This window comes from Dactylosporangium sp. NPDC051485, assembly GCF_040682015.1.
Taxonomy (GTDB): Bacteria; Actinomycetota; Actinomycetes; order Mycobacteriales; family Micromonosporaceae; genus Dactylosporangium.
On sequence record NZ_JBFAZW010000015.1, the window covers coordinates 30,059 to 48,523 of the forward strand.

13 protein-coding genes are annotated in these 18,465 nt (G+C 71.0%); all 13 read left to right on the top strand.

The window, feature by feature from the left end; genetic code table 11:
• The first annotated feature begins 81 nt into the window (after positions 1-81).
• Entirely contained in the window at positions 82-1,605 is a 1,524-nt protein-coding gene (locus tag AB0M46_RS11070) for an MFS transporter (protein WP_363334761.1), read from the top strand.
• 1,040 nt (positions 1,606-2,645) lie between these two features.
• Positions 2,646-4,868, top strand: coding sequence for a hypothetical protein (locus AB0M46_RS11075; protein WP_363334763.1), 2,223 nt, complete (start codon positions 2,646-2,648; stop codon positions 4,866-4,868).
• 718 nt (positions 4,869-5,586) lie between these two features.
• On the top strand, positions 5,587-6,357 hold the full coding sequence (locus AB0M46_RS11080) for a glycosyltransferase family 2 protein (RefSeq protein WP_363334765.1): 771 nt from the start codon (positions 5,587-5,589) through the stop codon (positions 6,355-6,357).
• 115 nt (positions 6,358-6,472) lie between these two features.
• Positions 6,473-7,516: a GNAT family N-acetyltransferase gene (locus AB0M46_RS11085; RefSeq protein ID WP_363334767.1), complete on the top strand. Its 1,044-nt coding sequence runs from the start codon at positions 6,473-6,475 to the stop codon at positions 7,514-7,516.
• 5 nt (positions 7,517-7,521) lie between these two features.
• Positions 7,522-9,036: a hypothetical protein gene (locus AB0M46_RS11090; protein WP_363334769.1), complete on the top strand. Its 1,515-nt coding sequence runs from the start codon at positions 7,522-7,524 to the stop codon at positions 9,034-9,036.
• Positions 9,033-10,334, top strand: a complete 1,302-nt coding sequence (locus AB0M46_RS11095) for a nucleotidyltransferase family protein (RefSeq protein ID WP_363334770.1) — start codon at positions 9,033-9,035, stop codon at positions 10,332-10,334. The genes AB0M46_RS11090 and AB0M46_RS11095 overlap by 4 nt, the downstream gene beginning before the upstream one ends.
• Entirely contained in the window at positions 10,331-11,374 is a 1,044-nt protein-coding gene (locus AB0M46_RS11100; protein ID WP_363334772.1) for an aminoglycoside phosphotransferase family protein, read from the top strand. Before AB0M46_RS11095 ends, AB0M46_RS11100 begins: the two co-directional genes overlap by 4 nt.
• A complete protein-coding gene (locus AB0M46_RS11105; RefSeq protein ID WP_363334774.1) occupies positions 11,319-13,700 on the top strand; it encodes a glycosyltransferase in 2,382 nt (793 codons plus the stop codon). The genes AB0M46_RS11100 and AB0M46_RS11105 overlap by 56 nt, the downstream gene beginning before the upstream one ends.
• A 29-nt stretch (positions 13,701-13,729) precedes the next feature.
• Complete coding sequence (locus tag AB0M46_RS11110) at positions 13,730-14,560, top strand: polysaccharide deacetylase family protein (protein WP_363334776.1); 831 nt, start codon at positions 13,730-13,732, stop codon at positions 14,558-14,560.
• Entirely contained in the window at positions 14,557-15,906 is a 1,350-nt protein-coding gene (locus tag AB0M46_RS11115) for a hypothetical protein (RefSeq protein ID WP_363334778.1), read from the top strand. The genes AB0M46_RS11110 and AB0M46_RS11115 overlap by 4 nt, the downstream gene beginning before the upstream one ends.
• Positions 15,903-17,735: a hypothetical protein gene (locus AB0M46_RS11120; protein WP_363334780.1), complete on the top strand. Its 1,833-nt coding sequence runs from the start codon at positions 15,903-15,905 to the stop codon at positions 17,733-17,735. Before AB0M46_RS11115 ends, AB0M46_RS11120 begins: the two co-directional genes overlap by 4 nt.
• Positions 17,732-18,208, top strand: a complete 477-nt coding sequence (locus AB0M46_RS11125) for a hypothetical protein (RefSeq protein ID WP_363334781.1) — start codon at positions 17,732-17,734, stop codon at positions 18,206-18,208. The genes AB0M46_RS11120 and AB0M46_RS11125 overlap by 4 nt, the downstream gene beginning before the upstream one ends.
• Complete coding sequence (locus AB0M46_RS11130) at positions 18,205-18,435, top strand: hypothetical protein (RefSeq protein ID WP_363334783.1); 231 nt, start codon at positions 18,205-18,207, stop codon at positions 18,433-18,435. The genes AB0M46_RS11125 and AB0M46_RS11130 overlap by 4 nt, the downstream gene beginning before the upstream one ends.
• Positions 18,436-18,465: the final 30 nt, after the last annotated feature.

Sequence of the window (18,465 nt, forward strand, 5' to 3'; positions counted from 1 at the left end):
TCTCCGGACCGGCATCCCTATAGTAGACGCAGGCGTTCACTATTCTTCGTCTGTCTCCACGCTATGCCAGCAGGAGGATCCATGTCGAGTGCACCGCACCGCACAGCCGGCACCGGACCCGAACCGGCACCGGCGGGCGGCCGGGCCACCGCCCTGACCCTGACGATCCTCGTGTCCTGCGAGCTCATGCTCATGCTCGACGGCACCATCATCAACGTCGCGCTGCCCGTGATCCGAGACGGTCTCGGCTTCTCCACCGCCGGCCTGTCCTGGGTGGTCAACGCCTTCCTGCTCGCCTTCGGCGGCCTGCTGCTGCTCGGCGGCCGGGCCGGGGACATCCTCGGCCGGCGCCGGGTGTTCGTCGCCGGCATCGCGCTGTTCACGGTCGGGTCCCTGCTCGGCGGCCTGGCCCAGACCGGCGAGTGGCTGGTCGCCATGCGGGCGCTGCAGGGCATCGGCGCGGCGGCGGCCGGGCCGAGCACCCTCGCCCTGCTCATCACCAACTTCCAGGGCCCGGCGCAGACCAGGGCGCTGGGCATCTACTCCTCGATGACCGCATCGGCGATGACCCTCGGCCTGATCCTCGGCGGGATCCTCGTCACCGTGACCTCCTGGCGCTGGGTCCTGCTCGTCAACGTCCCGATCGGGCTGCTTGTGGTGCTCTGCACCCCCCGATACGTCGCCGAAGCGCCGCGGCATCCCGGCCGGTTCGACCTGCTGGGAGCGGTGACCTCCGCGGCCGGCGCGGTCGGTGTCGTGTACGGCCTCGTGCGCACCGCCGACCACGGCTGGCGCGACTGGCTCGCGCTGAGCGGCCTCGGCGCCGGTGTGCTGTTGCTGGTCGCGTTCGTCCTCGTCGAGCGGGCGGCGAGTCAACCGATCATGCCCCTCGCCCTGCTCGCCGACAGGACCCGGGCCGGTGCGTACCTGAGCCTGCTGCTGATCCCGATGGTGACCCTGAGCATGCAGTTCCTCCTCATCCAGTTCCTGCAGGAGGTGTCCGGCTTCAACCCGCTGCAGGCCGGCCTCGCCTTCCTGCCGATGGCGGCCGGCATGCTGCTCACCGCCACGGCCGCGGCCAAGCTGCTGGGCCGGTTCGGCGCCAAGGCCACGGCCGCCGCCGGTGTCGTCCTGCTGCTGGCCGCCACCGGCTGGCTGACCCAGATCTCAGCCACCACCGGATACCTCACCGGCGTATTCGGGCCGCTGCTACTCGCCGGCGCGGGCCTCGGTCTCGTGACCGTCCCGCTCAACGTCACCCTCATGTCCACCGTGGCACCCCAGGACTCCGGCGCCGCGGCCGGGCTGCTCCAGGCCCTCATGATGTCCGGCGCCACGCTCGGCGTGGCCGTCCTGTCCACCGTCTACGCCTCGGTGCTCAACGACACCCCACAGACCCCGGGCACCGCACCCGCCGCCGAGACCATCGCAGACGGTATGCGCAGCGGCTTCCTGACCAGCACCGGCATCGCGGTCCTGGCCCTGCTCACCGTGCTCCTGGCCATCGGCTCCCGGACCCACAACCCACCCGCGCCGACGACCGAGGCCACCCCCACGACCGCGGACCAGCCCGAGCTGACCGCTTCCAACGTCGATGGCAGGTAGCGCATCCACCGTTGTCGCGCGAGTTCGCAGTCGCCGCGTCGACCCAGACCAACCTCAGCCGGTGGCCAGCCGTCGGCGGAAGACGGGCGGCGGCGCACAGCGACGCTGCCGGTGTGATGTCGGTGCTCACGGACGAGTCCTTCCGGTTCGGGGCGTGGGGCCGCGGCCTGTGACGCGGCGGGTGGAGACGTCGACGCCGCCGGCGAGCTCGCTGGCGACTCGAGCGAGGGTCTCGTGGTCCAGGCGCGTGGCGCGATCAGCCGGGCCTCGTCGCGGTCGATGACCGCCGCCGCCACGGCACGGGCCAGCACCAAATCGGGGTGGTCCCACGGCCGGATCGGCAGCAGCGAACCGGGCGCGCCGCTGCGGATCAGCACCGCCGCATCCGGCGCGACCACCGAGGTCACCCAGACCGGTGACCGCCGCGCCCTTTGGCTTGTTCGCACCCCATGCCGAACCCCGTGACCAGGCGCTTTCCTCGAAGACGCGGGAGACCGCCCGGCGGCGCCGATCGACTGGCCGAGACAACGACCAGCGTCAAGGGCGCCACCAATCGACGCCTGGTACTCCGGCAAACACCGCGACTTCGGCGCGAACATCCAAGCTGTAGCGAGCGCGCCGCAATTGGAACGAATATCGACGTAAAATCCTCAATTCCGGCATTGGCGGTCATGGTCCTGCCGTGGCCGCCCTGGAAGGGGCGTGTCGCGTCGGCGACACATCTCTACCGGGACGGGGCAGGCGGGTGCATAGTCGAGAGTCAAAGCGTCCGCAGTTGTTTGGACGCGCTTCTCACGTCACCTTGTGATGCGCAGGAACGCCCCGTTCGAGCGATGTGGTCGCGGTAGCCGCCTGAGGCCTCGTCGCACGGAGGCGCCATGAACACGCGCACGGCATCCCGCCGAATGTCGAGTCCCGCCGGAAGGCGCCGGACCTCAAGCCCGCGTGGGTACATCAGTCGGGGGCCCGCGATGCTGAGACTCGGGTGGAGATGTGCCGCCGCGGCCGTTGTGGTGATAGTGGTCAGCAACGTCGCGACCTTGGAGGTCGCGCACGCCGCTGCCGCGACGGCGGCGGTCGATGCCGCGAACGTTGCCCTGCGGGGCACACCGGTCAACGCCACCGACAGCACCGGCAGCGTTGTCTCCAAGACGTTCAGTACTCCCAGCGCGGCGGTGGCCGGTGACCTGCTGGTCGCGTCATTGTCGTACAAGACTCCGGGGTTGTCTGATATCGCCAACACGGCGCCGAGCGGCTGGACCAAGATCCCCGGTGAGCTGTTCGATGTCGCGACCACGACCGGTTCGCACCTGGTGGTGGCTGTGAAGGCCGCGGTGGGGGGAGCGGAGTCCGGCACGTGGAGATTTGCGAGCGCGCCGGCCGGCGTGGTGATCTCCGTGCTGGCGTACTCCGGCGCCGACACCACGATCAACACGGCGAATGGTGTCTACCCCTTCGAGAGATACGGCTACAAAGTGGAAGCCGGCGGGTCCAATACCACCAGCCACACTGCCCCGGCCTTCACGCCGACAGTGGCAGGGAGTTGGGGCTTCGCGGCCTTTGCCTCCCGTGCCTCCGAGACCTGGACGCCGGGAGCGGGGTTGACCGAACGCTCCGACACAAGAGCCGCCACGTCAGCCCAGGCCACACTCGAGACCAATGACTCCAACGGTGTCATCGCCACCGGTAGCCCGATTACCTACTCGAGTACGGAGTCTGGCGGTACGTCGGTGCAGGTGAGCTTTGCCGCAAACATCAAGCCGAGCGGTCAGGCGCCGCAGCCGCAGCGGCCGACGGTGACGACCGGCAGCGCCACGAGCGTTGCCGGCACAGCCGCGACCATCGCCGGAACCGTCAGCCCAAACGGGTTGAGCACCACCTATCACTTCGAGTACGGCACCACGACGTCCTACGGGACCCAGACGCCCTCACCGGACGGTTCGGCCGGGTCCGGCACCACCGCAGCCCCAGTTTCGGCGAATCTCAGCGGCCTGACTGCCTCCACGACGTATCACTACAGGCTCGTCGCGACCAACTCGGCAGGCGCCACCAACGGCTCCGACGCCACCTTCACCACCAGCACTGCGGGCAGCATCGGGTATGTCGGGCCGTCGACACCGGGGGCGGCAGCGACCGGTGAGAAACCGGAGAGCAAGTTGTGGTGGAACGACGGCGTCTGGTGGGCAGTGCTCTTCGACACGGTCAGCCAGACCCACCACATCTTCCGGCTGGATCGCTCGACGCAGACCTGGATCGACACCGGCGCGCAGACCGACAACAGGGCGAAGTCGCGCTCCGACACCCTGTGGGATGGTACCCACCTCTATGTCGCCTCCCACGTGACGGCCAGTTCGTCCAGCGACGCCACGTCCGGCAACCCGGCCCGGCTCTACCGCTACAGCTATACACCCGCGACGAGGACGTACACCCTGGACGCCGGATTCCCGGTGCAGATCGACAACTACTCCAGCGAGACGCTGACCATCGACAAGGACTCCACCGGCGTCCTGTGGGCGACCTGGACCCAAGGTTCGAAGGTCTATGCGAACTCCACCACGGGCAGCGACACGACGTGGGGCGTGCCGTTCGTGCTCCCAGTCGCCGGCGCAACGTCGCTGGACCCCGACGACATTTCGTCCATCGTCGCCACGGGCGACCACAAGGTCGGCGTGATGTGGAGCAACCAGGTCGATTCGGCGATGTACTTCGCCACCCACGCTGACGGTGCAGCGGCGGGAACGTGGTCGGCGGCCATCGCGGTGCTCAGCGGTCCCGGTTGGGCTGACGACCACATCAACCTCAAGGCGGACCAGTCCGGGCGCGTCTACGCGGCGGTCAAGACCAGCTTGGACGACGTCGGCGGCTCGGGGGTGGCGCCACAGATCATGCTCCTGGTGCGGGACCCCTCGACCGGTGCCTGGGCGAGCTACCCAATCGGCCGCATCAGCGACTGCCACACCCGGCCGATCGTCATGCTCGACTCCGCGCACCAGGTCATCTACGTGTTCATGACTGCGCCGGACACCGGGTGCCCCTTTTCAGGATCCGACGGGACGATCTTCATGAAGAGCTCCCCGATGGGCAACGTCTCCTTCCCGCTGGGTCGCGGCACGCCAGTCATCAGAGATGCGCTGTCGCCGCACCTGAACAACGTGACCTCGGCCAAACAGCCGGTCACCAGCGCAGCCGGCCTGGTCGTCATGGCCAGCAACGACACGACGCAGCGGTACTGGCACGCGGACATCCCGCTGGGGTCATCGTAAGGACAGGGTCGATGGCCCGCCCACCCGTACGGCCTTGCTCGTCAGCGTCGCGGGCCGGCGCTGTCGCTTGCGTTCTGGCTAATGCTCTCCCGGGTCGCGGGGCACTCTGACCGAAAACACTGTCCATTGTGGACAGAGTGGCCGCGGGCTACCGCGTGGTGGTGTCGCACCGCTTCCCAACTGCGTGGGGCCTACTCTCGCCCGATTGCCTTCTCACCCACTTTCTCGCCCGGGCGCACGGTGGGAGGTGATTGCTGTGGCCGGGCATACGGCGTTGAGCATCCAGACCAAGCGGGGTCCACATCGGACAGTCGTGTCTGATCGGCTGGCTACGTTCGTGGATGTTGCGGTTACGGGCGTTCACTCGCTGTTAACGTCACGTTCGGATCGGGGCGCAGTCGGCCGCATCGGCGCTGCATATCGATTCAATCGCTTCGGGTGCCCATCGGGGGAGGGGTTTGATGAGGACTACGGCGCATTTCGATCAGGGTGAGATGCGAAAGACCAACGGCATGCCGGAAGGCAACGCGGCGGTCTGCGTCACCGGGACGAACCGATGACCGGGTCCAGCGACATCCACAATGTCGTGGGCCCCGCCGTCGGAGCGTTCCCCGCGCCGGAACGGGACGGCGGGCCATCGTTGAGCCTCCCCCGGATGCGGGGCTGGCCCGACCACATAGCGGCAGAACCCATCAGCGGGGTTCCCGGTCGGCAGAGCGTGAGCGTGGTCATCCCCACGCTCAACGAGGAGAAGAACATCGCCTGGGTGCTCAAGCGCCTGCCGTCCATCGTGGACGAGGTGGTCCTCGTCGACGGGCACTCGTCCGACCGCACGGTGGAGGTCGCGCGCGCCGTCCGGCCCGACATCGTGGTGCTGGCCCAGAATTGCCGGGGCAAGGGAGACGCGGCGCGGGTCGCCTTCGCCGCGGCGACCGGCGACCTGATCGTGATGATCGACGCGGACGGCAGCATGGATCCCGACGAGATCCATCGGTACGTCACGCCGCTGATGAACGGGTACGACTTCGTGAAGGGCTCCCGATTCCTTGCCGCCGGCGGATCGTTGGATCTGACCGCGCTGCGGCGGATCGGCAACCAGATGCTGGTCCGGATGACGAACAGCATGTTCCTCGTCCGCTTCACCGACCTGTGCTACGGGTTCTGCTCGTTCCGCCGCGAGTGCCTGCCGTCGCTCGCCCTCACGGCGCACGGCTTCGAGATAGAGACCGAACTCGTCGTACACGCATTGAAGGCGGGTCTTCGTATCGCCGAGGTGCCGAGCACCGAACTACCGAGGCGGTGCGGCACCTCGAACCTGCGCACGTTCCGTGACGGCCAGCGGGTGCTCCGTACGCTGGTCCGGGAGCGGATCGTGCGGCGACCGCGGCCGGTCGTGGACCCGATCGACCACCGGGTCCTGCTCACCTGGCAGTCGCTGACCGCCGAACTGCTCGACACCGCGGAGCTTGCCGAAGAGGCCCGGCCGTGACCGGCTATGCGGGCCCGTCCGTGGACTCGACGGGTGTGCTGTGGGCGGCGCCGTGAGCGCGGGTCTCGGCCAACGGCCCCGGTCGCGCCGAGCCGTTGGCACGAGCGCACCGCTCGTGACGAGCCCGGCACCGGTCGACGCGTGGCAGGAGGTGCTCGCCTCCGCGCCGCGAGCGCTGCCGACACAGTCCCCGGAGTGGCTGGAGTGCATCTGCGCGGTCGACGGGTATGCGAACGCCTCGCGGCTCTACCGGACCGCGGACGGCCGACGGCTGGTGCTCCCGTTGGTGCGCCGTTCACTCGTCGGCCCGTTGATCGCGATGGAATCCTCGCTGCCGATCGGCTGGGGAGCGGGCGGTCTGCTCGGCGAGGGCGGTGCCGTCCGGCCGGAGGACGTACGGATGGTCCTCGGCGACCTTGCCGCGAGGCGCATGGTCAGTGCCTCGTTGCGTCCCGACCCCTCCACCGCGGAGTCCTGGGAGCAGGGCTGCCCGCCCGGGGTTCGGCGCGAGCCGCGCATGGCACAGACCCTCTCCCTCGCCGGTGGCTTCGACGAGGTCTGGCGGACCCGGTTCCGCAGTGACACCCGCAACCGGGTCCGGCGAGCCGAGCGCGCCAACGTCGTTGTCGAGCGGGACGACACCGGCCGGCTCGTCCCGGTCCTGCAGGAGCTGTACGCCAAGTCCGTCGACCGGTGGGCACACCAGGACGGCGTACCGCTCCGGCTGGCACGCTGGCGGGCGGCACGGCTGGAGCCGCCCCACAAGCTGCGCACGGTCGCCCGGGTCCTCGGCCCGCGCTGCCGGATCTACGCGGCGTTCGTTGACGGGCGACCGGCCGCCGCGATCGTCGTGCTGCTCGGCCAGGCGGTGGCCTGCATGTGGCGGGGCGCTATGGACGAGGAGCTCGTCGGCCCCACGTACGCCACCTACCTGTTGCACCGCATCGCCATCGAGGAGGCGGCCGAGGCCGGGTGCGTGTCGTACCACCTGGGCGACTCCGCCCCCGGTTCGTCGCTGGCGCTCTTCAAGAGCCGCTTCGGCGCCGCGGAACAACATTATGCCGGCTACCGGCTCGAGCGAATGCCGATGGGCTCGCTGGCGCGTCGTACGCGTGGCGTGGCCAGTGCGACGCTGCGGCGCATGAGAGGGCGTGGGTAGGCCCCGTGTTCCGCAGATCGTCGCGGTTGCCGAACCCGCGCGCCCGACGCCGTCGCGTCATCGTCACGCTGATCACGCTCTCGTTGGTCTCCACGCTGCTGGTCGTCGGATGGAATCCCGGCCGGAAGCACACCTCGGACCCGCCGCCGGCCGACTCGGACCTCGCCGGCTACGACTGGTCCGCGCCGAAGATCCACCGCCCCGACCCGCGCACCCTCGCCGTGGGCGTCACGCACACCCAGAACTCGATCGACGACTGGGGCAACCCTGCGGCCTCCGCATCGGCGCGGGCCGTGCTGACCGCCACGGCGACCTACCAGAACCAGCACATCGACGGGTGGGGGGCGGTGAACCCCGAGCCGAGCCCGGGAACGTTCGACTGGTCCTCGCTCGACCGCCGGATGAAGCTCATCAGGTCGACCGGCGGCACGCCCGTGATCACACTCTGCTGCGCCCCTGACTGGATGAAGGGTGGCCGGCCCGGGGAGACCGACTGGGACCAGCTGCACGCGGCGCCCGAGCCGCGGCACTACGCCGACTTCGCCGCGCTCGCTGCGGCGGTCGCCCGCCGGTATCCGGACGTGCGGCACTTCCAGGTGTGGAACGAGTTGAAGGGCTTCTGGGACGAAGCCCGCAACCGTTGGGACTACGAGGCGTACACGAAGCTCTACAACGCGGTGTACGACGCGTTGAAGTCGGTCGATCCCAATATTGCCGTCGGCGGGCCGTACGTCGTGTTCGACCTTTGGGCGAGCCGTGAGGCCGGCGGTCACCCGTCCGACCTGTCCGGCGCCTGCGGCACGATCGACCAGCGCAGTCTCGACGTGATCGACTACTGGCTGCAGCACAAGCACGGCGCGGACTTCATCGCGGTCGACGCCGGATCGGCGACCCGCGACGAGGGCCGGACCACCGCGACCAGCACGAGCAGCGCACTCTTCGGCGCCCTGACCCAATGGCTGCGGCAGCGCACCTCGTTGCCGGTGTGGTGGAGCGAGTTCCACGTCGGCCAGGCCACCGCGGACGGCCAGGCGAAACTGGATGCCCGGGCCATCGGCGCCCTGCTGCACATGATCGATCAGAAGGCCGCCGTGGCACTCATCTGGCAGCCGCAACGCGACGACGACACACGCGAGACGGACTCGCCGGCGCTGTGGAGCGCGACCGGCCGGTCGGACGGCGGTCTTCCCCTCGCATATGCCGAGGCGGTCGCGCGGCTGCAGCAGGTGCTCGCGGACCGGGCCGGGGACAACGCCGTGACCTGGCCGGCGCCGGAGCTGGGACTCGTCCGCGGCCGAACGGCGCTGCTGCTCGTCCACCTCGGAACCGGCCGGATCGAGGTCAAGGTGCAGGGGCGGTCGTTGTGGCTCGAACCGTACGAGGTGCGGTACGTCCCCCTGCGGACCGACCAGCCGGCGGACTTTTCCCTGGCTGTCCAGCCCGCACCGGCCGTGACACCGGCGCAACCGTGCCTCGCCCTCACAGCCGCAACCACACGAGCGTCGGAGACCACGCGATGACCAGCGACGACACGACCGCACGGACGGTTCAGGGACATCCGCATCGGTGGCCGTACCCCGCTGTAGCCGAACTTGGGCTCGCCCGCACGGTGCTGGCCGGGATCGACGAGGCTGGCGTACGGTGGTGCCTGCTGCGCGGCGGCCCCGATGGGCTCACCGCCGCGGACGACCTGGACATCCTCGTGGCCGCGGCCGACCTTCCCCGGGCCGTGGCCGTCATCGAGGCGCACGGGCTGATCCGGCTACGCAGCCACGGCCGGGGAACCCACCGCTTCTATCTCGGTCTCGACGCGTCCACCGGCACCTGGGTCGAGCTCGACCTCGTGACCGAGGTCGCCTACGGCTGGCATTTCCAGGTGCGTACGGAGGCCGCCGACGAGTGCCTGGCCCGCCGCCGGGAGCAGGACGGTGTGTGGGTGCTCGCACCCGAGGACGAGTTCTGGGCGCTGCTGCTGCACTGCGTCCTCGACAAGGGCGCCTTCGCGGCGCGCCACGTGCGCCGGCTGGCCGACCTGAGCCACGCGGCGTCGCTCGACGGCCCGCTGGTACGCGCGATGCCAGCGGCCGCCGCGCGAACCCTGCTGCAGGACTGGCAGGCGGGACGGCTGGACGCCCTCGCGGCGCGGCGCCGCGCCCTGCTTGCCGCCTGGCGGCGAAACCACCCGATCGGGGTGGCCGGTCGGCTCGTCGCCTCGGCCGCACTGCGGCTCGCGGAGCGGCCGTTGCAGGCCTGGAGCAGGCGGGGGATCAGCGTCGCGCTGCTCGGCCCCGACGGTTCGGGCAAGTCGACGCTCGCCACGGGCATCCAGTCGGCGTTCTACTTTCCGGTGCAGAGAGTCTACATGGGACTGTGGCCGTCGAACGAGTCGCCGGTCAGCGTGGCCGCGCACGGGTTGCGCATTCTGCTGCGCCCCTTCACCGTGTGGCGTCGCTACCTGACCGCACTGCGCCACCGGGTGCTCGGCCGGGTCGTGGTCTTCGACCGGTACGTCTACGACGCGCTGCTGCCGCCGCGCGGGCCGCTGGTGTGGCTCAAACGGCCGTACTTCGTGCTGCTGAGCCGGCTCTGCCCGGCGCCGAACCTGGTCCTGCTGCTCGACGTGCCGGGTCGCGTCATGTACCTGCGGTCTGGCGAGTACGACCCCGCGCACCTGGAAGCCGAGCGGGAGCAGTACCACCGGCTGCGCCGGCGGATCCCGCACCTTGAACCCTTGGACGCGGACCGGCCACCGGACCTGGTGCTCGCCGACGCGATCGCGCGCATCTGGCAGTACTACGCGAGGCGGGCGACCCGGTGAGGGGCACGCTCCAGAAGGCCCGGCCGGTGCTGCGCGACCACCTCGCCCGGTGGCTGCACCGGGAAGAGCGGCGGTGGACCGCCGCCGCCGCACCGCGACTGGTCGCCGGCGCGACGTCGATACGCAACACCGGCTGGCGGACCGAAACCGTCAGCTTCACCAGCACCTCCGTCGCGGTCGCCACGGTCATCCGCTCCGGATCGCCCGACCGGTACGTGGTCAAGGTCCCGTGGACCGCCGCCGGCGCCGCCAGCCTGCGGCGTCAGGCGACGGTACTCGCGATGCTCCGCCAGGATCCGCGGCTGCCCAACCTGCGTCCGGTGCTGCCCCGCTGTCTCGCCCAAGGGACGATCGAGGGGCGCTACTACTGCGTGGAGGAGGCGCTGCCGGGGGTCTCCGCGATGGGGCTGATGGTGCGGCGGGCCTGGCGAACCATGCTCCTGCGCGCCGCCACCGGGCTGATCAGCGACCTGCACGCCCGCACCGGGGAGCAGACCGTGCTCGACCGGTCCACCGTTCGGGCGTGGGTCGACGCACCGCTGCGGCGGCTCGAGGAGTTCGCGCTCACCCTGTCCCAGCCGCCCCGGGTCGTCGACGCGGTCGGGCGCCTGCACGAGGAGCTGATCGCCGTGCTCGTCGGACGGACCGTGCGCGTGTCCTGGATCCACGGCGACTTCTGGCCGGGCAACCTGCTGGCCGCGCCGCCGGGCGGGCAGGTGACCGGGGTCGTCGACTGGGACTGTGCCACACCGGGCCAGCTTCCGCTGCACGACTTGCTGCACCTGCACGTCCTGGCCCGGCGGTTGACCGGCGGCGACGAGCTCGGCGACATCGTCGTGCGCGCCCTGCACCGCGGCATCGAGGAGACGCTCGACGTTTCCGCCCGCGACGTCGACGCCTGGCTGGACACCATCCCGCAGCGCGCGGCGCTGCTCCTCTACTGGCTGCGCCACACCCTGCTGTTCATCGACTCGGAAGGTGACCATGACAATCCACGGTGGCTTCGCGGCAACGTCGAGCGCGTCCTCGTCAGCGTCTGAGCTGGCCGCCGGCCGCGACCCGGAACGGCCGGGCGACCCCGGTCCGGCGCCGAGCGTCACCGTCGTCATCTGCGTCTACACCGAACGGCGCTGGTCGCAGATCGTGCGGGCGGTCGAGTCAGTGTTCGCGCAGGAGACCCCGGCGACGCAGATCGTCGTGGTCGTGGACCACAACCCCGTGCTGCTGGACCGGGTCTGCCACACCTTCCCCGGCGTGACGGTCGTGCCGAACACCGGCCCGCGCGGCCTCTCGGCGGCCCGCAACACCGGCGTGGCCGAGGCGCGCGGGGAGATCGTCGCCTTCCTCGACGACGACGCGGAGGCGGAGCCTGACTGGCTGGCCCAGCTGCTGCCGCATTACCGCGACGAGCAGGTGCTGGCCGTCGGTGGGCGGGCCCTGCCGGCGTGGGAGGAGCAGCGCCCGCGGTGGCTGCCGCCCGAGTTCGACTGGGTGGTCGGGTGCAGCTTCACCGGGCAGCCGACGGAGGTCTCCGCGGTGCGCAACGTCATCGGATGCAACATGTCGTTCCGCCGGGCCGTTCTCGAACGGACCGCCGGCTTCGATCCCGCGCTCGGACGGATCGGACGCACGCCGGTCGGCTGCGAGGAGACGGAACTGTGCATCCGTATCCGCCGCCAGCAACCGGACGGCGTCGTGCTGTACGAGCCGTCGGCGCGAGTCCGGCACCGGGTCACCACGGACCGGACAACGTGGCACTACTTCCGCCGGCGTTGCTTCTCGGAAGGGCGGTCCAAGGCGGTGGTCGCCCGCTTGGTCGGCAGCGAGGCGGGGCTGTCCGCGGAGCGCGCGTACACCCGCCGGGCGCTGCCGGACGGGGTGCGCCGCGGGCTGCGCCAGGTCCGCGACGGCGACGGCGCCGGGCTGCTGCGGGCCGGGGCGATCGTCGCCGGGCTGCTCGTGACCGCCTCCGGCTACATCTGCGGTCACGCGATGCGCGCCTCCCACGCCGCCGGAAAGCCCGCCCGGCAACGGCGCGACCCGGGGCCGGCGCCGGTACGCGTGCTCACGGCCGAACTCTCCGAGAGGTTGCCCGCCGTGCCCGACAGCGGCCCGGACGGGACCCGGTACGCGGCAGCGCAGATCCTGGTCCGGCTGCACGGGCAACCGCTGGGGCTGCTCGACGTCGCGCTGCCGGCCGGCGGCCTGACCCCGCCGGCGCTGGCCGGGGTGATCCGCGAACGGCTCTGCGAAGAAGTCGACGAGCACCTTCGGGAGGACGGCCTGCCTCCGCTCGATCGGCTGGACCCGGGCCTGCTCGGCGAGGCCGGAACGGTCGGCGGTGGCGTGTCGTGCCCACCCCGCCGGCCACCGCAGGAGCCGAGCCCGTTCGTCAGCGTGATCGTGCCGACGTGCGGACGGACGCCACTGTTCGAGGCGGCACTCGACTCGCTCGCCGCGCTGGACTACCCCCGGTACGAGATTGTCGTCGTCGACAATGCCCCTCAGCGGTCCGACACGGCACGGATCGTCGCGGGGCGGGCCGCTGCCGATCCCCGGATCCGCTGCACGTGCGAACCGCGACCCGGCGTCACCCACGCACGCAACCGAGGGCTCGCCGAGGCCCGGGGCGAGATCGTGGCCTTCGCGGACGACGACGTGATGGTGGACCGGCAGTGGCTGCGGGCGCTCGTCGACGGCTTCACCGACGCAGACGTCGCCGGGGTCACCGGACAGGTGCTTGCCCGGGAACTCGAGGCGCCGGCCCAGATCTGGATCGAGCAGTACGGCGGTTACGGCAAGGGCTGCCGGCGCCGGCGGTTCGACCGGACCGGAATCTCCACGGTCGAGGCGCAGCACGTGCACCGGGTCCCCGCGTCGCCCCGCTCGCTCTACCCGTACCTGCCGGGTTCGTACGGCTCCGGGGCGAACATGGCGTTCCGTGCCGCGCAGCTGCGCCGGTTGGGCGGCTTCGACCCGCGGCTGCCCAGCGGCGAGGACATCGACGTGCTGCTGCGCCTGGTGCTGGCCGGCCACTCGCTGGTGTACGAACCGGGCGCGATCGTGTGGCATACACATCGGCGTGAGGTGCGGGCGTTGCGGCGCACCGTGTACCAGTACGGGACCGGCCTCAGCGCGGTGCTCGCGAAGTGCGTCGCCACCGACGCCTCGGCCCGCGTGGACCTGCTCAGACGGCTGCCGCGCGGTATCGCGTACGCCCTCCTGCCGCGGTCCGGGAAGAACGCGCGGAAGCAGGACGGCTACCCAGCCTCGTTCACCGTTCTGGAGCTGTGCGGGCTGGCGCTGGGCCCGGCCTACTACGCCGCCGCCGCGTGGTCGGCCCGCTCGCGACGGGGCCGTCGGTGAGCGCCGCGCGACCCAGAACCGTCGTGCCCGTGCTCGGGTACCACAGCATCAGCGACGAGCGCCGTGACGGGACGCTGCGATGGTCGGTGTCCCCCGGCGACTTCGACGAGCAGATGGCGCTGATCAGGGGCCGGGGGAGCACCCCGTTGACGGTCAGCCGGTACGCCGCCATGCTGCGTGGAGTGGCACCGCTGCCGCCGCGGCCGGTGCTGATCACCTTCGACGACGGGTTCCCCGACCTCGCCGAGACCGCGCTGCCGGTGCTGCGCCGGTACGACCTCACGGCGACCGCATACGTCATCACGTCCCGGCTGGGCGTGACCCAGCCGGCCGGCAGCGATCCCGCGCTGGACTGGGACGGATTGGCAGAGCTGCGCGCGCACGGGGTGGAGATCGGGTCACACAGCCACACGCACCACGCGTTGGACTGCCTGCGCCGCCGGGAGCTGGATTCGGAGATCGCGCGCAGCAGGCGGGAACTCGAGGACGGGCTGCGGGCACCCGTGTCGTCGTTCGCCTACCCGTACGGCTACCACAGCCCGGCGGTTTGCCGCGCGGTACAGGCAGCCGGCTACTCCTCCGCCTGTGCCGTGAAGAACGCGCTGAGCCACGACGAGGACGAGGTCTTCGCCATCGCCCGGGTCCTGATCGAGCGCGACACCGGCACCGAGGGACTCGAAGCGCTGCTCGACGGGCGTGGCTGGCCGCTGGCTTGGCGCGGCGAGCACCTGCGGACGCGGGGCTGGCGCGCGTACCGGCAGGTCCGTCGTGTGGTGCACGCGGCGCGGCCCGCCGCCCGCCGGCCGCGCATGCCGGACCGCAGCGAGCCGCCTGAGCGCGGCCGGGAGGTGGCGTCATGACAGGGCCACATTCCGGAATCGCCGATCCGGCGATCACGGACGGCGCGACCGCCCTCGACTCCGTCGCCGTTGCGACACCGGTCGCAGCGCGGCTGCGCCGCCACCTGCGCAATCCGCTGAACAGTAACGTCTACGCCCTGATGGCCAACACGGTCCTCAGCTCGGTGCTGGGCGTCGCCTACTGGGCGATCGCGGCGAGGCTGTACTCCGCTGCGCAGCTGGGGATCGGCGCCGCCATGGTCTCGACGATGACCTTCCTGAGCAACCTGTCCCAGCTCAACCTGAACGGGACGCTCGCCCGTTTCCTGCCGGCCGCGGGCCGGCAGGGGACCCGGCTGGTCGGCTACGCCTACGGGACCAGCTGCCTGGTGGCTCTCGCCATCAGCGGCGCCTTCCTGGCGATCGCACCGGTCGTCGCCGGCCAGTTCGGCTTCCTGCACCGCGCCCCGCTGCTCGCCGTCTGCTTTGCGCTGGCCGTTGCCGGCTGGGGCGTGTTCACGCTGCAGGACAGCGTGCTCACCGCGCTGCGGGGAGCCGTCTGGGTCCCGGCCGAGAACGCCCTCTTCGGCGTCCTCAAGATCGCGTTGTTGGTACTGCTGGCCGGTGCGGCACCGAGCCTCGGGATCTTCGCCTCCTGGAATCTCGCGGCCGTGGCCGCGCTCATCCCCGTCAGCCTGCTGGTGTTCCGCAGGCTGCTGCCCCGGTTGCAGGCGCGGGGCGACGCGGGTGCCCTGCCCGGCCGCCGGGCCCTGGCCCGGTTCGTCGCGCTGGACTACGTGGGGTACCTGTTCATGCAGGCCGGCACGAACGCACTGCCGCTGATCGTGACCGCCAAGCTGGGCGCGGAGGCCAACGGCGTATTCTACGTGGCGTGGCTGCTCGGCAGCTCGGCGGAGCTCGTGGCGTACCACTTCGGCACCTCGCTCACCGTGGAGGCCGCCGCCGACGAGTCCCGTCTCGCGGCGTACACACGGCAGCTGCTGCGCCGGGCGCTGCTCCTGTTCACGCCGGCGGTCGTCCTGCTCTGCGGGGCGGCGCCGCTGCTGCTGGCCCTGTTCGGTGCGCACTACGCCGGAGCCGGCGCGAACACCCTGCGGCTCTTCGCCCTGGCGGTGCTGCCCAAGCTGGTGATGATCGTCTTCGTCGCCGCATCCCGGGTGCAGCGGCGGGTCGGCCGGATCATTCTGGTCAACGCCGCGTCGAGCACGCTGGTGCTGTCGCTGGCCCTGGTCACCATGGACGAGCTCGGGGTGACCGGGGTCGGCGTCGCCTACCTGGCCGCACAGCTGATTGTCGCGGGAGCGGTCCTGCCGGCGCTGCTGCGACTGGCGTGGGGCAAGCCGTGAGCAGCGAGGCAGCCGTGCCGGCCACGGCGACCGCGCCGCAGCGCCGGGTACACGAAGGCTTGTGGGTGGCTGCCGGGTGGTGCGCGCCCGTGATCGCGCTCGGGCTCGGAGTGCAGTCCCTGCGGCGGTCGGACGTCGCTGACATCGGATTCCTCGGCCTCGTCACAGCGCTGCGTCCCGAGCTGTACGTCGCGCTGGCGCTGCTCACCGTCAGTTTCGTCAGCGGCGTGTTCCGTACCCGGCCCGCTGCGGCCCCGCTGCTCGCCGCGCACGTCGTCGTGCTCGTCGTCCTGCTGCACGGTGCGGCGGCGCTCGTCGAGCCGTTGCCGCGTATGATCCCGAGCTGGCTGCACGTCGGCTTCGCCGACTACATCGCGCGTACCGGCCACACGCTGCCGCAGCTCGACGCCCGATTCAACTGGCCCGGGTTCTTCGCCCTGGCGGCGATGGCGACCCGCGCGGCGGGGATGCCGGACGCCATGCCGCTGCTCGCCTGGACGGCCGTCGTGCTCAACCTGCTGTACGGCGCGACCGTCTTCCGGCTGGCCCGCGAGCTGTCGTCGGGTGCGCGTACGGCATGGCTGGCCGTCTGGCTGTTCGTGCCGGCGAACTGGGTGGGGCAGGACTACTTCGGGCCGCAGGGGATGAACTACCTGTTCTACCTGGTGCTGATGCTGGTACTGGTGGCGTGGTTTCGCCCGCGTACGGGTACCCGGCACAGGTCACCCGGACGGGTCACCGGCTGGCTCCTGCGCGTGTTCCGGCTCCCGCCGAGCCCGCTGCGGCTCGCCCCGGACCCGCATCCCGCGGGCCCGGTGTCGCTGACGGGCCTGATCGCGGTGGTACTCGTGGTCTTCACCGCCAGCACCGTCAGTCACCAGCTCACCCCGATCGCGATCGTGATCTCCGCCAGCGCGCTGGTGCTGACCGGCTGCTGCACGATGCGCACGCTGCCGATCCTGCTGGCCGTCGTGGTCACCGCCTACATCAGCTACGGCACGGTGCCGTACTGGTCAGGGCACCTGCACGACATGTTCGGTTCCGTCGGCGACGTCGGCGGCACCGTCAGCAGCGCAGCGGTGCAGCGCGTCCGGGGCGATCTCGCGCACCAGATCGTGGTGCTGTCGCGGGTCGGTCTCGCCGCGGCCGTCTGGGGCCTGGCGGCCGCCGGAGCGTGGCTGCGGATGCGCCGCGGGCAGGGCGACCTGGCGCTGCTCTCGCTTGCGGTCGCCCCGTTCCTCCTGCTGGCCCTTCAGAGCTATGGTGGCGAGATCTTCCTGCGGGTCTACACCCTCGCCCTGCCGTTCATGGTGATCCTCCTCGCCGCGCTGCCGGCGGCTGCCTGGCCGGCGCGGCGGCGCGTCCTCACCGCCGCGCTGACCGGTGTGCTCAGCGCCGTGCTCGTCGGCGCGTTCTTCGTCGCGCGGTACGGCAACGAGGCCTTCGAGCGGGTCCGCCCCGGCGATGCCCAGGCGGTGGCCTGGCTCTACGCGAATGCGCCGGCGGGTACGTCGTTCGTCTCGCTGACGTCGAACGTGCCCTGGCGGGCGCAGGGCATCGAGCAGTACCACTATCTGCCTCTCGGCCAGGATTTCGGGCCGACCGCAGTATCCGAGATCGAACACGACATGCGGAGCAACCCGCAGGGCGCGTACCTGCTCATCACGAAGGGGCAGTTCGTCTTCGCCGAGTCGTTTCTCGGCAAACCGGCGGGCTGGGGCGAGGGCCTTGAACGCGAGGTCGTCGACTCCGGCCGGTTCCGGCCGGTCTACACCACCCCCGAAGCGAGGATCTACGTCCTCGCCACCACGGGAGGCGCAAGCCGATGACAAACACCACCGAGCCGAGCGTGGCCAACCGGAAAAGCGTGCCCAGCCCCCGCCAGGCGACCGGAATGCTCCTGCGCCGGCCGGCGCCGCCGCGAGGGCAGGACGGCTCCAGGCCGCCCACCGTCTGGCCACCGCTGCTGACGCTGCTCGCCGGCGCCGGGGTCCTCGCCCTCGTCCTGCTGAGCGGACCGGCCACCGTACGGGCCGTCGCCGTGCTCGCCTACCTCGCGATCGTCCCTGGGCTGGCGTGCGTGCGGCTGATCCGGCTGCCGGACCGCCTCACGCAGTTCGTCCTCGGGGTCGCGCTCAGCCTGGCGCTCGGCACCTTGGTCGCCCAGGCGATGGTTCAGCTGCGGCGCTGGTCACCGACGCTCGGGCTCTGTGCCCTCGTGGCCATAGCATCGGTCGCGGCGCTGACCGAACTGATCCGGAACAGGCGCATTGCGCGACGCGGGCGGGTGAGCTCCTCATGAGCCCCCTGCTCCTCAGGTCGGTGTGGACCGGCGAGGGCCCGTGGGTGTGGGTCCAGCCCCTCCTCCTCACCGTGCTGCTCGGGACGCTCGTCGCCAAGGTCGTGCTGCAGGGTGCCGTACCGTCGCCGAACCGGAAGGCCCTTCGCGTGCTGAACATGGTGATCGCGCCGCTGCTCGTCGGCTTCCTTGTCGTGGTATTGCAACGGTTCCGGGGGCTCAGCGGTTAGGCGACTGGTGTTAGAGGGTGGCCGCCACCG

Bases quoted from the DNA above. Each gene is read 5' to 3' on its own strand.
- AB0M46_RS11070 (WP_363334761.1), top strand. From the start codon at position 82: ATGTCGAGTGCACCGCACCGCACAGCCGGCACCGGACCCGAACCGGCA.
- AB0M46_RS11095 (WP_363334770.1), top strand. From the start codon at position 9,033: ATGACCAGCGACGACACGACCGCACGGACGGTTCAGGGACATCCGCAT.
- AB0M46_RS11105 (WP_363334774.1), top strand. From the start codon at position 11,319: ATGACAATCCACGGTGGCTTCGCGGCAACGTCGAGCGCGTCCTCGTCA.
- AB0M46_RS11115 (WP_363334778.1), top strand. From the start codon at position 14,557: ATGACAGGGCCACATTCCGGAATCGCCGATCCGGCGATCACGGACGGC.
- AB0M46_RS11125 (WP_363334781.1), top strand. From the start codon at position 17,732: ATGACAAACACCACCGAGCCGAGCGTGGCCAACCGGAAAAGCGTGCCC.
- AB0M46_RS11130 (WP_363334783.1), top strand. From the start codon at position 18,205: ATGAGCCCCCTGCTCCTCAGGTCGGTGTGGACCGGCGAGGGCCCGTGG.